Source organism: Cytobacillus sp. GQ23 (genome assembly GCF_059758675.1).
On the sequence record NZ_JCAXER010000008.1, the window covers coordinates 135,561 to 149,873 of the forward strand.

A 14,313-nucleotide genomic window follows, 5' to 3' on the forward strand; every position below is an offset into this window, starting at 1 on the left:
GGAGGCAAAAAGATGACCGATAAAACCCCGCAGGATGTAAACCGCATTCAGGAGGATGCACAAAAACAGGACCGGGAAGCGAAGAAGGCCCAGGAGGTTGTGGATGATGCCATTTCAAAGATGACTCCGCAGCGCCAGTATGAAAAAGAAAAGGAACAGAATAAACGATAAAAAAGCCGTAATCCTGCCCTGCAGCAGGATTACGGCCTTCAATTGTCACGGAGCCTTTTTTGTTCCGCTTTCTGCAGGAAATGCATAGGTAAGTATGTTACAAAAAAGACAATCAGTGCAGCAGCCTCAAGTGTTACATAGTACCAGACGCCATTTCCGAAAAATGACAGCAGGGTCTTAGTATCTGTCGGGCTCGCCAAATAAAAGAAATTGGTCCCCAGAAGCAGATTTAAAAAGAAGATGGGCACCGCAATGAGGTTGATTGTTAAAAAGCCTGTCAGAACCGCCTTTTTCGGCACTCTGTAGCCTTCAAACAAAATAAAATATAATACGGCTAATGGAATGGCTGAATGATGAAGAAAGTATTTGATGTAGCGGTAATGAGGAAATTGGTAAACCATATCAGGTGTCACCATGCTTAAAATCGGAGGAATTGTACCAATAAAATAGAGCAGCCAGAAAGCCTTTTTATTAGGCTTTAAAAATAGATAAAGTGCAATGAAGGTGCTCAAGGAACATAACTGGAGCGGCAGATTTGACACATCCCACTGATTTGTCAGAACAAGCCATAAATGATACGTCACTTCACAGGCAAGCAAAGTAAAAAACAGTGTCCATTTTATGACTTTCTGATAGGCCCTCAGCCCCTCCCTGTAAAACACAAGCCACCAGGCCGTAAAAAAGAAAAGAAATAACATAACCAGATGCATAAGCGAAAAGATTTCAAACCCCTGCATTCCCGTTACCGAAAACATGATGTCATCACCCCTCAATAATCATTGAAGTGCTGTTTGATTCATTGTATTCACGGCTGGGAAAATTAACACGGTTCATATGCGGAAAAATTGAATTAATGCCAACTGCAGAAAGGGAGTAAAATTAAAAATAGCAGAGTATATTCTGCCTGAATTCCTCTGCTATTTTTACTATTTTATCCATGCAGTTCTTCAAAAGCCTGATACACATTGGCTTTTACCTGAATGCCATTCAGATCAATGCCGAGCGTGACAATCGTCTGCGCCACTTCTGGACGGATTCCTGTAATAACGGTCTTAACGCCGACAAGCGATAATGCTTCAATGACTTTAAACAGCTGATCTGCCACCATCGTATCGACGATCATTACACCTGAAAGGTCTAAAATTAAATGAGACAGCTTTAAGCGTGCAGATTGTTTTAACGTTTCCTCCATTAACTGCCGAGCTCTCCCTGTGTCAATATTTCCTATTAACGGCAGAATGCCCACCCCTTTGGAAAGAGGAACAACCGGGACAGATAACTCAAGGAAAGCCTGCTTTGCATTCTCGAGAGTTACCTGATGGAATTTGACATAAGCCATGCTGAAACAATGAATGGAATGATCCAGCAGGGGATCTACCAAATAGACAACCTTCATAACCTCTGAAGCCTTCATCTCATGCTCCATCATCGTGTTCTCTAGTTCTTTCCAGATATATGCCCGGTAATAGCCTGCATTCTTTATAGCTTCATCCAAAGGGATCCCAACCCGGAAGAAGTACTCGCCTGTCTCCCTGCACCATTTTCCGATCTTTTCCATTACTTCGTTTTCGTTCTCATAATTCAGCAATGCTTCACCGAACAATTCAATAAACTCAGTACAAATCTGAACAGCGTCCGCTTCTATTTTGTCAGCCTGAAGCCTCTCTAGTTCAGTCCTTTCGATATTGCTCATCCGATCCATATGCAGCTTTTTCGCTAAGGTACCCTTCTCTTCTAAAATCTTTTCCCCTAAAACACGCATCTGATTATTCATGTTCTCCCCCTTATAGCACCTAGATTTAATCCTATAAAAATGAGTCCGCATCATCCTAAACATACTTCCTTACCCCAGTTTTTAATAGAATAAACCTTCCGAAATGAATTTTCTCGTACAATTTGTGGTTACTGCCTCTTTTTCTATGTGAGGGCTGTTGGAGGTTTACTTTCTGATAGTTTTTCATAGGGACCATGATTTTCGGCGCTATCCCCCTCGTTTCACTACCGTTTTTCTTGCGCATCACTGGTTTTCAGCGCTATTCCTCCCTATTAACTCCCATTTTCCCAACCGCTCCTGCTTTTTCAGCATTAACGGTTTTCCCCCAACCGCCAGCCCCCACACAATCTGTCCGCCCATTTTCACCATGGACACTCACCCGCTTAATCCCTCATTGAATATAGTGTAGGAGTTAGAGGGGGTGACTAAGATCAGTCATTTATATACTGCCAGCTCCTCCGGTCCGCAAAGTTTAGAAGGTTGGCAGCAGAATGCCTTGAATAAATTCCAGAGAAAAATGACCGATAAAGAAAAACCTTTCCCCTGCATCCCGGCAACCATCGGGTTTGCCAAAAATCAGCTCCGTTATGGGTTTGCCAATGATCCGGGAGATCCGGCCTCCATCCAGAAGACAGCATCCATCCTGAAGGAATACACAAAACACTCAAGAGAGTACGGAAACTATACGTCACTGATCATTTTTTATAAACAAAAGGAAAATTTAAGCGCAGAGGATTATGAGCAGCTTTTCTGGGATGTGCTGACGGGGCTGTCTGAGAGGGATGAAGTGGAGTGGCCAAACGACATTCCTAAAGACCCGCAGGACACCCTATGGGAATTCTGCTTTCACGGGGAAAAATATTTTATGTATTGTGCCACCCCTGCTCATAAAAATCGGCAGAGCCGCCATTTTGATACGATGATGCTGGCGATCACACCGAGATGGGTGCTGCAGGAGTTTATGAAGAGGGGGACATTTGCTTCCCGCATTAAGAATCAGATCCGCAATCGGCTTCAAAACTACGACAGCATCTCTATTCATCCTGATTTGAACAGCTATGGTGCCGAGGACAATTTTGAGTGGAAGCAATATTTTCTCCGGGATGATGACACCGCCATATCCAAATGCCCCTTTCACCGGCTGCTGGGAACGTTCAAGAAAATATAAGAGGACAGAAGCCGATTCTGTTCTCTATTTGCTTTTTCGATCGATAAATAAGGTACCGTCCTGCTGGACTTGTGCAAAAAACACCTCTTCAACTGATTGGATATTTTCTTTTTGCAGTTCTTTTTCAAGCCAGCCTTTTCCTAAATTTAATTTAGACAGATTTTTTGAATTGATCTTTCCATCAGAAATGACATCCGTTGGTAGTGGAAAAAGAACCTCTTTTAAGCTCTTAATGTTTAAATCTGTTTTGGTCACCTGCTGCTGACTTTCTTTCTTCAGTACAGACAGGTCTCCATTTGTCTCCAGGATCGCACAATCGACATCCTTAAAGGAAAATATATCCTTCTGCCTTAATAACGCCTGCAGCTCATCCAGGTCTATCCTCGCTGTTTTAAGCGCCTCTTCCATAATCTTGCCTTCTTTAATGACAATCAAGGGATCCCCGGTTGTAACTGATCTTCCCTGTTTCGATTTGAGGTCGATAATATCCAATGCGATGGTGAAAGCTGCCCAAACAACCAGCGAGATTACACCATCTTTAATGAGGGTATTTTCATTCACAGCAAGGTTTCCGGCAATAGACCCGATGCCGATGGCAGAAGCCCAGTTAAAAAAGGTCATTTGTCCAATTTCCTTCCGCCCCATCAGCCTTGCGAGCATAAAAAGCACCAAAAACGAGACGGTTACACGGAGTATCATTTCATTAACTGGCATATTCAAGCCACACACCTTTCAAATTTTGATAATACTCCCATTCCTCTTTATTTAAGTCAGCCTTCCTATCACTGCATCAGCCGTCACGATTACAGCAAACTCTTTGTGCAAGGCCGCGAGCTCCAATTCCTGCACTGTCTCCGCGGGATGGACAACTCCCCTATGATCAGTGATGTCAAAAGCGGCAATCGCATCTGATGCCAGATACGTTTTAAACCCTAAATTAGCGCTCATTCTCGTTGTGGTTGACACACAATGCTGTGTTGACAGTCCGGTGATAACAACAGATTGAATCTCCTTTTGCCGCAATTGAATTTCAAGCTCTGTGCCAATGAAGGCACTATTTACATTCTTAGGAAAAACCTGTTCCCCCGGCTTTGGAGCCAGCAGATCTTTAAATTGGATTCCCAGTTCATTTTTATGATAAAGAGGCGATTGCGGGTCCAGCGACAAATGCTTGGAAAAGAAAATAGGCCACTGCCGCTTCCTCCATTCAGTCAACAGGCGAAATGCATTGTTTTCAGCCTGGGGATTATTCCGCTTCCCCCAGTATGGGTCATCAAATCCCTTTTGCATGTCTAAAACCAATAATGCTGTTCTCATCCTTGTCTCTCCTACTGTTAGTATGTTTATATTTTCTATATAAACTGCTAGTTTCATGCACCTGGCTAATTGTAAACAGAAGTTGAGGTTCAGTTTATTTTCATTTTATAAAATAACCATTGAAATTAGTTTTAGGAGGCATTTATGTGAAAAAACTGCTGCAAGGGGTAACAGATTGGGTTTCCACCAAGAGAGGGATGTGGATTACGATTATCGGCTGGCTTGTGCTTATGGTTGGCTTAAGCGCCGGTCCGTTGCTGGGGGATTATAAAACAAATAATTTCCAGTCACTTCCTGATGAGGCGAAGTCCATTATCGCCCAGAATAAAACAGAGGAATATTTTCCAGACAAACAAGGAACACCGGGCATCCTCGTTTTCCATAATGAAAATGGCGAGGTTCAAATCGATGAAGCTCAAAAAATACTGGAAGGAATTATGAATGAGGATATCGATGGAATCAAAACGATTATCGATATCAGCAAGCTTCCGCCGCAGGCCATCGAATCTTTTGTTTCTGAGGACAAGTCTACCCTGATTGTACCAATGGAGCTTGAACAGGGACTTGGCAATGATCAATATGCCGATATTAATGATCATGCGTCTGAAGTCGGCAATAAGATTGCAAAGGATCTAGAAAGTACAGCTTTCTATATTACGGGTCCGGCAGGTATTGCTGGAGACACAGTCAAGCTGTTTGAACAGGCTGACTTTGTTCTCCTGATTGCCACTGTTGTCATTATTCTTGTACTGTTAATAGCGATTTATCGTTCACCATTGCTGGCGATTATTCCGCTTCTGGCAACGGTAATCGTCTACCAGGTCGTAAACCAGAGTGTTGCGCTAATGGGTGCCGGCGGTCTTGAGATCAATAACCAGACGACCTCGATCATGAGCATTTTGCTTTTTGCTGCCGTCATTGATTATTCGTTATTTGTTTTCTCCCGTTACCGTGAGGAACTGAATCATTATGAAAATAAATATGAAGCCATGAAGCATGCGATGCGGGCAACCGGGGAGCCTGTATTCTTCGCGGGCGGAACGGTGCTGGCTGCCATGCTGATTCTGTTTTTCGCGGATTTCCGTGACTATCAGAACTTTGCCCCGATTTTTGGAACAGCGATGTTTTTTATCATGCTGGCTTCCGTTACGCTGGTTCCGGCTTTATTTACCCTATTCGGACGCAAGGCGTTCTGGCCGAAGGTTCCTAAATTTGGTGCGGAAACAGAAGTTAAACATAGTGTCTGGGGGCCAATCGCAAGATTTGTTGTAAACAAGCCAGGCATATCTGGAGGAATTGTCGGCATCTTCATGCTGATAACAGCGTTTAATATTTTCAACCTTGATTATGAATTCGACACCGTCAAAAAATTCCCTGAGGATCTTCCTTCACGGGTTGGTTATGAAATAGTGGAAGCAAGATATGACAAGGGCGAGCTGGCTCCTTCGACACTGCTGGTTGTCAGTGATGAGCAATTAGATGAAAGTAATACAGGTGCAATCAGTGATAAGCTCCAGGAATTTGATGAAATTGCCTCTGTCCGCCTGTCTGCCCTGTCAGAAGACGGCAAGGCTGCTAAAATGGATGTGGCACTATCCATCAATCCATATTCGAATGAAGCAATAGATTTTATGAGAAACTTGCGTGACGACACACCTGAGCTATTAGAAGAAATCGGTGTGGAAGCTGAATCCTACTATAGCGGGGTCACTCCGAAAATAGTGGACGAACAGGATATCAACAGCGGTGATATAATGAAAATTGTCCTGCTTGAAACAATCCTGATCCTTGCGCTGTTATTTGGGCTTACAAAATCCATCCGGATGCCGATCTACATGATGGCAACGATTCTGCTCTCATTCGTTTCGGCTTTAGGGCTTGGGATTTTCCTGGTAGATGTATTATTCGGCTTTGATGCCATCAGCTCGCGTGTTCCTGTCTATTCGTTTATTTTCCTTGTAGCCTTGGGGATCGACTACAACATCATCCTGGTTTCGCGTTTTATGGAGGAAAGAAAGAAACATCGTGTGAAGGACGCCCTTGAAATTTCCATCCGCAATACCGGCGGCGTTATTTCTTCGGCTGGCCTTATTCTGGCTGCTACCTTTGCCGCCCTGATGACCATGCCAATCGCTGATTTATTCGTATTTGGCTTCATCGTTGCCATGGGAATATTGATCGATACCTTCCTTGTGAGAGGCATGCTGCTTCCGGCATTAATCTTATTTTTCGAAAAAGATAAGGAAACTTCCCGGCAAAACATTTCGGAATAGAGAGGGTATTCCCAATAGGAGGACCTTAAATGAAGATACTTGTCGTTGATGATGATCTGCATATACAAAAACTTGTCACGATCCATTTAAATCGTGAGGGCTATCAAGTGCTGCGTGCAGACAATGCTCAAGAAGCTTTAAAATTATTGGAAGAACAAACAGCAGATTTAGCCGTTGTCGATGTCATGATGCCTGGTATGGACGGATTCGAACTCACCAGGCTTCTGACAGACAACTTCGGAATTCCTGTTATTCTTCTGACAGCAAAGGGGCAGCTCAGTGATAAAGAACAGGGTTTCCTATCCGGATCTGAAGATTATATTGTGAAGCCATTTGAAGTGAAGGAGCTCCTTTTCCGGGTAGCTGTTGTGCTCCGGAGAGCGGGTCGGGCTATGGAAACAGTCGTTAAAGCCGGTAATCTGACCATAGACCGAAAAAGCTTTGAAGTGGAAATCAATCAAGAGACCATCCTTTTCCCACTGAAGGAATTTGAGCTCCTGAGCCTGCTTTCTGCCCGTAAAAATAAAATCACCCAGCGAGCGGCTTTAATCGAACAGGCGTGGGGTGCGGATTATGAAGGCAGCGAACAGACATTAAATACTCACATCAACCGCGTCCGCGACCGGCTAAAAAAATACGGGGCAAACGTTGAAATCCAGACCATCCGCGGCATCGGATATAAGCTTGAGGAAACAAAATGAAGACGCTCTACCGAAAATTCATCGCTGCTACACTTGTGATATTAGCTATAAGCATCCTGCTTTCCTTCCTTTTAACAAACTGGGTCTATATGGCTTCGACAAAAGGGAAAATTGACAGACAAAATGTGGTGATTGCAGAGGAAATCGCGAGTGGACTTGAGCATTTGCATACCTCTGGTTCTACATATAAAACATACTTAAACTCCATGAGCAAGCTCGGCTATCAGCTTTATATTGTAAGTGAATCGGGCGATGGAGAATTCTTCGGCCAGCCGTTCAACAGGACCGAACTGCCTGAGGAAGCTGAAAAAGTGCTGGCCGATCAAAAGGTTTATCATGGGATGGACAGCTTTGCCGGCAAATTCCTGATGATGGGCCATTTTTCAAACGACCTTAAAAATACAGTCGGCGTCCCTTTTACCATGGACAATCAAAATTACGGGCTATTCCTTCGTCCGGATAATAATCTGATTTTCTCAGATATTCATATGATTTTCGCATGGTTCTTTGTCGCCATTGCCGTTGTCAGCATTACCGGAGTGATCTGGTTTGCGAAGCATCTGATCAAACCGATCACGAAGCTGACGGAAGCAACCAAGGAAATTACACGTGAGAATTTCAACTTCCCATTAAATATTAAGCAAAAGGATGAAATCGGACAGCTCGCGGAAAGTTTCCGCCGCATGCAGAAACAGCTGCAGCACAATGATGAAGCCCGCAAGTCATTCATCAACAATGTGTCCCATGACTTTCAGTCCCCTCTTATGAATATTCAAGGGTATGCAGAGCTTCTGCAGACACAGCAACTTTCAGATGAGGAACATTTCGAATATGTGCAAATCATCGATCAGGAGTCGAAGCGGCTTTCCAATTTGACCAAACAGCTCTTGCTGCTAACTTCACTTGACCAGAAATCCTATCCGATGAAACTTTCAGAAGTGAAATTGGATGAGCAAATCAAGGAAACCATCCGCAGGCATCAATGGAGGCTGGAGGAAAAAGAAATTGAAGTTTCCTACAAGCTTGCACCAGTCATTTTTAAAGGGGATCCGGAGCTTTTGGTGAATATTTGGGACAACTTGCTGACAAATGCGATAAAATATAACTCACATGGCGGCAGCATTTTGATCAGTCTATCTCAGACTCAATCTGAAATTAAGATTGTATTTAAAGACACCGGAATCGGAATATCCGCAGAGAAGATCAGCCAGATTTTCGACCGCTTTTACAGGGTGGATTCGGCAAGAAAGAAAGATGGTACAGGACTCGGGCTTTCGATAGTGAAACAGATAATCGAGCTGCATAATGGGGATATCAAGGCAGACAGCCAGGCTGGCAATGGCACATCCTTTACCATTACATTTTTCAGGGAGAAACAACGGGAGGAATAAGCGTTATGGAACAAAAATGGAGTATCAGGTTAATTAGATTTGCAGCCGTATTTGGCATTATCGGAACCTATCTTGGATCACATATGTCCGGGCAGATGGATTATTCATTAAGGCCCATTCATGCCCACATCCTGCTGGTAGGATGGCTTTCCGTATTCGCATGGGGAATCTTTTATAAAGTATACCGCGTAAAATATAAGAGGCTGGTTTCCATTCACAGTATTCTTGGAATGGCAGGGGCATTAGGCTTAACAATCGGCATGTGGATGTATACATTAAATCCCTTCGATTTAGGGGATACCTTTGTTCTGGTCTTCTTTATTGTTGGCGGAACCTTGCTATTGCTTGCCTTCGCCTTGTTTGTGGTGATTACCTTTTTGACTGAGAAAACAGCGGAACGTTAATTTTAAAAAGCAATGCAGCGTATGAAAACTGCATTGCTTTTTTATTTTATTATTCACTCGAAAACCTTTAAAACATTTTAGAAAGTACGGTATCATACGCCTCAAGTGTACGGTCTACTTCCTTTTCGCCATGGACTGTAGCCATGCTGTATCTGTTTAATGGCTTTGTATAGATACCCTTTGCAAGCAAACCAAAGTCCAGTTCCTTTCTCATGGAAAAATTAGCCTGCTGTAAATCTCTGTAGTTTCTTACTTGTTCTTTTTCCGTAATGATAACGTTAAATATGGTGCCCAGACCAATTGTTTGCATCGGAATTCCCCGCTGTTCAAAAAGACCCTTTATCCCTTCTTTTAATCTGTCAGTCATTTTAAAAACGTGTTCAATCTCTTGTTCCAATACATTTATAGTAGCAAGACCAGCTGCCAGAATCGTAGGGTGTCCATTGTATGTTCCGCTGTGGAATAGAACATCTTTGGCACTGGATTTTTTACTGTGACTACTGTCAAAAACATCTGACGAAACGGTGGGAGCGCTTGTCATCGTGATTTCTTCTTTGCCCCCTACGATTCCCACAGGAAAACCGCCGCCTGCCACTTTTCCCAGTGCTGTGAGATCTGGTTTAATGCTGTAGTGTCCTTGAGCTCCACTGAGTCCCACACGAAAACCTGTTTTTACTTCGTCAAAAATTAATAGGATGCCCAGCTCCTCCGTCAGCTTTCTTAGACCCTTCATAAACGAAGGTTCTGCCGGGATGAATCCGCCCTGTATGGGCTCAAGGATAACGGCAGCAATTTCATCCTTATTCTTCTTTAAGATATCAGAGGTATGTTCGAGATCATTAAAAGGAAGTACTATGGTTTGTATCTCATGATATGGATCAATCCCTTTGGATTCAATCACTGACTTTGGTGCATGAGCTTGCCCTGCTTCTTCAAGAGAAGGATTTAAACTTAAAAGAACCTGATCATAACCTCCATGGTAATGACCCTCGAATTTAGCAATTTTTGTTTTACCTGTATAAGCATATGCCAATCGCAAAGCCAGAAGAGTAGCTTCTGTTCCGGAGCTGGTATAACGGATTCTTTCCATACTTGGATAAAGCTCTTTTATTTTCTCTCCCATAGCAAGTTCAAGCCGGTGTGGAGTTCCAAATAACATAGTCCCGTCTCCCTCAAGCTGTTCCTGTATGGCTTGAATGATTTTTGGATGTCCATGCCCAAGCATTAAAGCACCGTAGGAAAGCAGATAATCAACATACTCGTTTCCATCGAGATCATATAAATAAGCTCCCTTCCCTTTTTCCATAATAATTGGATATGGATCAAAAGATTTGATATTAGCGGTTACTCCGCCTGGCATGACTTCTTTAGCTTTTAAGAAAAAATCTCTGGATTTTGATGTCTGGTTCTCAAACTCTGTTAGGGAATGGCTTGCCATTAATGTCATCACAATATCCTCCTGCATTCAGAAATATTTTATTCAAAATCATAAAATAATGAAATATTTATTTCATAATAGGTGAGAATGAATGATTTTGGAACCCTTTTTGAACAAAAAATTTCAAAAAACTATAGAACATGAAACTTTTGTTGCATTTGTTTGATGATAGGACTATCCTATTTTTAAAGTAAAAATTTAAAAGGGGTCATTATGAGTAATAAAAATGTCTATCAATTAATTGCTGAAAAAATGTCAAGCATGAGCAAGTCACAGGAAAAACTGGCTTCCTATATCCTTCAAAACACGAACACGGTTCCTTTCTATACGGTTGCAACCCTGGCCAAACAAGCAGGAGTAAGCGAGGCTTCAGTGGTACGTTTTGCTGTCTTTTTAGGATATTCCGGCTATCGTGAACTGCAGAACCAGATGCAGAACTCTGTTCAGATGCAGTTGACGACGAAGGACAGGTTAAAAATGTCTTCACAGATTTATGATGATTCAAACCAGGCCATCTACGATATTTTTAAAGATGATATAGCCAATATTAAATCGACGATGGAAAATTTAGATTCAAAGGCGATTGCAGATGCGGGAAACCATCTGCTTAACGGGAAAAAAATATACATATCTGCGAACCGGAGCGCCACATCTCTTGGGCTATTTCTGCAATATTACTTGGATATTATTTTAGGAAATGCTCATTTACTCGGTCCTGTTGAAAATAAACCTGAACAATTATATGCATTGAATGCGGAAGATGTAGTAGTTGGAATCAGTTTCTCACGTTATTCAACAAGTACTGTCAATATTATGGATTTTGCAAAAGAACGAGGTGCCGCCACCATTGTCATTACAGACAATCTTCTTTCGCCGCTCGTTCCTCATGGGGATGCTGTGCTAACTGCTTCAAGTCAATTACCAACATTTTTTGATTCTTTTGTTGCTCCGCTAAGTCTTATTAATACACTCATAGCGTATGTTGGAAAAAATCGAATGAATGAATCTGAGGATCGTCTTGAAAAACTGGAGGGAATTTGGGAACGTTTTGGCACGTTTTACTCTGACAAAAGGAAATAAGTGTAATAGGCAGCTCAGCTCAAGATAGGCCCAGCCCATGCTAATCAAGCCAAACTAATCATGGTCAATATAGATAAGCGAAAACACAATTTATCCAAAAAGAGCCTGCAAAAAGCTATTAACTCAATAGACAAAGAAAAAGACCCATTGGGTCTTTTTCTAACAGCATCTTCCTGTGTTCCCTATCATTGAGATTCCTCTTCCGTTTCCGCTTCGTTCTAATACAAGGTCTTCGGTGTTTGGTTCAATGATCGGATCGATAGCTACTTTGATTTCATTAATTGTGACAATAATATCATCTGATTCCGGCTCATCCAGAGCCAGTCCTATTCTTGGCTGTCCTCAGCCATAGCCGTCAAAAAAGATGCGGACGCTGCTGGCATTTTGCACTTCCATCATTTTTATCAATTCCTCGCGTGCATGATCTGTTATTTTCAAAATAAAATCACTCCCTCTGAATGTTTACTTTCCTGTTTCGGCAAATGTTTTAATCCTTTGGCCAATTTCGTCACGGACACGCTGAAAGAAAGCCCATTTTTCTTCTTCTGATCCTTCTGCTTTTGCAGGGTCATCAAATCCCCAGTGCTCGCGCTTTACAAGAGGAGGTGTCATCGGGCATTTATCAGCTGCGTCTCCGCAAAGCGTTACAACCAAATCTGCATTATTTAAAATCTCAGAATTAATGATATCAGAAGTCTGATTAGAGATGTCAATCCCTGCTTCTATCATGGCTTTTACAGCATTCGGATTTAAACCATGTGCTTCAATCCCCGCACTGTAAACATTCCAATCTTCGCCTAAATGCTGTTTTGCCCATCCTTCAGCCATCTGGCTGCGGCATGAGTTGCCTGTGCATAAAAAGTAGATCGTTTTTTTAGTCATGTTGGGACTCTCCTTATTAAATAATCATTAGCCAAATGTACAAACCGAATAATGTGATGAACAGTGTTGGAATGGTTAAAATGATCCCTGTTTTAAAATAAGTTCCCCATGATATTTTTACTCCCTTCAGAGACAAAACATGAAGCCATAACAAAGTGGCGAGGGACCCAATCGGCGTAATTTTCGGTCCTAAATCAGATCCAATAACATTTGCATAAATAAGTGCTTCCCGCATCACACCGCTTGTATCGGTTTCAGCAATGGCCAGAGCATCAATCATCACGGTTGGCAAATTGTTCATGACAGAAGAAAGAATGGCCGCAATGAATCCCATTCCGATTGTTGCTGCGAACAGTCCCTGGTCAGCTGTCATTTGAATTAAATCAGCTAAAACATTGGTAAGACCCGCGTTTCTAAGACCGTAAACCACTACATACATGCCGATTGAAAAGAAAACGATAGCCCAGGGTGCACCCTTGATGACCGTTCGTGTATTCACAGCCGGGCTTCTGCGCGCCATGAGCAGAAAGAACACCGTTACAATGCCCGCAATGAATGAAACGGGGACACCAATCCACTCACTTGCGAAATAGCCAATTAATAAGATACCTAACACCAGCCATGACAATCGGAACATTTTACTGTCTTTAACTGCCTCTCCAGGGTTTTTCAAATGAGATAATTCATAATTCTTTGGTATGCTTTTTCTGAAGTATAGGTATAAGACCAAGATGCTGGCACCCAATGAAAAGAAGTTCGGAATAATCATGCGTGAGGCATATTCCCCAAAGCCGATGCCGAAATAATCAGCTGAAACGATATTGACAAGGTTGCTGACAACTAATGGCAGTGACGTAGTATCCGCAATAAATCCGCTGGCGATAATAAACGGAAAAACCAACTTTTCTTCAAACTGCAGATTTCGGACCATCGCAAGAACTATTGGCGTGAGAATGAGCGCAGCCCCATCATTCGCAAAAAATGCTGCGACCACAGCTCCCAAAATGGAAACGTAAATGAACATCTTCACTCCGCTTCCCTTTGCCGCTCTCGCCATATGTAAGGCGGCCCATTCGAAAAATCCAATTTCATCTAAAATAAGCGAAATAATAATGATTGCAATAAAAGTTAATGTGGCATTCCAAACAATGGCTGTAACATCTATGACATCATTGAAATCAACCACACCGGCTATTAAAGCAAGGATGGCTCCTCCGCATGCAGACCAGCCAATTGATAGCCCTTTTGGCTGCCAAATGACAAATGTGAGGGTGACTATGAAAATCACCGATGCTAAAATTATTTGAGTCAATTTGTTTCCCCCTCTTACTCGCAGGAAATTCGCAATCCCTGCTCTTCCAATTCGGTTAATAAATAATCCTGGCTTGGAAAGTGATTCAGCACAGCCTGAACTAATGGATAAAATTCACTTTCCTGATTCAATGAATAAATAATCCACTGTCCCCTTCTGGTTTCCCTAACCACACCTGCATCTTTTAGTTTCCGAAGATGTTGGCTAATGGCTGGCTGGCTCATTTTAAAAATCTCCACAAACTCACATACACAGCAATCATGTTCCTTTAATAGTTTCACGATTGTAAGACGTGTTTTATCGCCTAGTAATTTTAAAATAGATGCAGTTTTGTCGATTTCGAGCGTGCCTCCATTCATGAATATCCCACCTCCGCTTTGCGTATATAACTATATAACGATT

At 42.4% G+C, this 14,313-nt stretch carries 16 protein-coding genes; 7 read left to right on the forward strand and 9 right to left on the reverse strand.

Going from position 1 to position 14,313, the window contains the following annotated elements:
* The first annotated feature begins 12 nt into the window (after nt 1-12).
* Nucleotides 13-171: a hypothetical protein gene (locus tag AC6CHU_RS08820; protein WP_201306484.1), complete on the forward strand. Its 159-nt coding sequence runs from the start codon at nt 13-15 to the stop codon at nt 169-171.
* 38 nt (nt 172-209) lie between these two features.
* Here AC6CHU_RS08820 and AC6CHU_RS08825 read toward each other — a convergent pair whose 3' ends face one another.
* From AC6CHU_RS08825 to AC6CHU_RS08835, 3 genes are all read right to left on the reverse strand, one after another.
* On the reverse strand, nt 210-926 hold the full coding sequence (locus tag AC6CHU_RS08825) for a YwaF family protein (RefSeq protein WP_498121286.1): 717 nt from the start codon (nt 924-926) through the stop codon (nt 210-212).
* Nucleotides 927-1,102: 176 nt separating this feature from the next.
* On the reverse strand, nt 1,103-1,945 hold the full coding sequence (locus AC6CHU_RS08830) for an STAS domain-containing protein (RefSeq protein WP_159862984.1): 843 nt from the start codon (nt 1,943-1,945) through the stop codon (nt 1,103-1,105).
* A gap of 243 nt (nt 1,946-2,188) precedes the next feature.
* On the reverse strand, nt 2,189-2,320 hold the full coding sequence (locus AC6CHU_RS08835; protein WP_498121289.1) for a hypothetical protein: 132 nt from the start codon (nt 2,318-2,320) through the stop codon (nt 2,189-2,191).
* Between the two features lie 46 nt (nt 2,321-2,366).
* Between AC6CHU_RS08835 and AC6CHU_RS08840 the strand changes: the two genes are divergently transcribed.
* On the forward strand, nt 2,367-3,113 hold the full coding sequence (locus tag AC6CHU_RS08840; protein WP_159862983.1) for a YqcI/YcgG family protein: 747 nt from the start codon (nt 2,367-2,369) through the stop codon (nt 3,111-3,113).
* A 24-nt stretch (nt 3,114-3,137) separates the two neighbouring features.
* Here AC6CHU_RS08840 and AC6CHU_RS08845 read toward each other — a convergent pair whose 3' ends face one another.
* Together AC6CHU_RS08845 and AC6CHU_RS08850 are read right to left on the reverse strand one after the other, a co-directional pair.
* Entirely contained in the window at nt 3,138-3,827 is a 690-nt protein-coding gene (locus tag AC6CHU_RS08845; RefSeq protein WP_159862982.1) for a YetF domain-containing protein, read from the reverse strand.
* A gap of 51 nt (nt 3,828-3,878) precedes the next feature.
* Entirely contained in the window at nt 3,879-4,430 is a 552-nt protein-coding gene (locus tag AC6CHU_RS08850) for a cysteine hydrolase family protein (protein ID WP_159862981.1), read from the reverse strand.
* 146 nt (nt 4,431-4,576) lie between these two features.
* Here AC6CHU_RS08850 and AC6CHU_RS08855 point away from each other — a divergent pair, with 146 nt between their 5' ends.
* From AC6CHU_RS08855 to AC6CHU_RS08870, 4 genes are read left to right on the forward strand one after another with little or no spacing between them, the layout of a single operon-like run.
* Complete coding sequence (locus tag AC6CHU_RS08855; protein WP_159862980.1) at nt 4,577-6,703, forward strand: MMPL family transporter; 2,127 nt, start codon at nt 4,577-4,579, stop codon at nt 6,701-6,703.
* A gap of 29 nt (nt 6,704-6,732) precedes the next feature.
* Complete coding sequence (locus AC6CHU_RS08860) at nt 6,733-7,404, forward strand: response regulator transcription factor (RefSeq protein ID WP_498121291.1); 672 nt, start codon at nt 6,733-6,735, stop codon at nt 7,402-7,404.
* On the forward strand, nt 7,401-8,795 hold the full coding sequence (locus AC6CHU_RS08865; protein ID WP_159862978.1) for a sensor histidine kinase: 1,395 nt from the start codon (nt 7,401-7,403) through the stop codon (nt 8,793-8,795). The genes AC6CHU_RS08860 and AC6CHU_RS08865 overlap by 4 nt, the downstream gene beginning before the upstream one ends.
* Before the next feature lie 5 nt (nt 8,796-8,800).
* Complete coding sequence (locus AC6CHU_RS08870; RefSeq protein ID WP_159862977.1) at nt 8,801-9,199, forward strand: hypothetical protein; 399 nt, start codon at nt 8,801-8,803, stop codon at nt 9,197-9,199.
* 67 nt (nt 9,200-9,266) lie between these two features.
* On the opposite strand, the gene AC6CHU_RS08875 is transcribed toward AC6CHU_RS08870, so the two are convergent.
* Nucleotides 9,267-10,646, reverse strand: a complete 1,380-nt coding sequence (locus tag AC6CHU_RS08875) for an aspartate aminotransferase family protein (protein ID WP_236566151.1) — start codon at nt 10,644-10,646, stop codon at nt 9,267-9,269.
* 204 nt (nt 10,647-10,850) lie between these two features.
* Here AC6CHU_RS08875 and AC6CHU_RS08880 point away from each other — a divergent pair, with 204 nt between their 5' ends.
* Nucleotides 10,851-11,717: a MurR/RpiR family transcriptional regulator gene (locus tag AC6CHU_RS08880; RefSeq protein WP_251284188.1), complete on the forward strand. Its 867-nt coding sequence runs from the start codon at nt 10,851-10,853 to the stop codon at nt 11,715-11,717.
* 462 nt (nt 11,718-12,179) lie between these two features.
* Here the strand turns inward: AC6CHU_RS08880 and arsC are convergent, their stop codons facing one another.
* The 3 genes from arsC to AC6CHU_RS08895 are packed head-to-tail and all read right to left on the reverse strand — an operon-like array spanning nt 12,180 to nt 14,270.
* Nucleotides 12,180-12,599: an arsenate reductase (thioredoxin) gene (gene arsC, locus AC6CHU_RS08885; protein ID WP_159862975.1), complete on the reverse strand. Its 420-nt coding sequence runs from the start codon at nt 12,597-12,599 to the stop codon at nt 12,180-12,182.
* Nucleotides 12,600-12,615: 16 nt separating this feature from the next.
* On the reverse strand, nt 12,616-13,911 hold the full coding sequence (locus AC6CHU_RS08890) for an arsenic transporter (RefSeq protein WP_159862974.1): 1,296 nt from the start codon (nt 13,909-13,911) through the stop codon (nt 12,616-12,618).
* A 14-nt stretch (nt 13,912-13,925) separates the two neighbouring features.
* Nucleotides 13,926-14,270: an ArsR/SmtB family transcription factor gene (locus AC6CHU_RS08895; RefSeq protein ID WP_251284187.1), complete on the reverse strand. Its 345-nt coding sequence runs from the start codon at nt 14,268-14,270 to the stop codon at nt 13,926-13,928.
* Nucleotides 14,271-14,313: the final 43 nt, after the last annotated feature.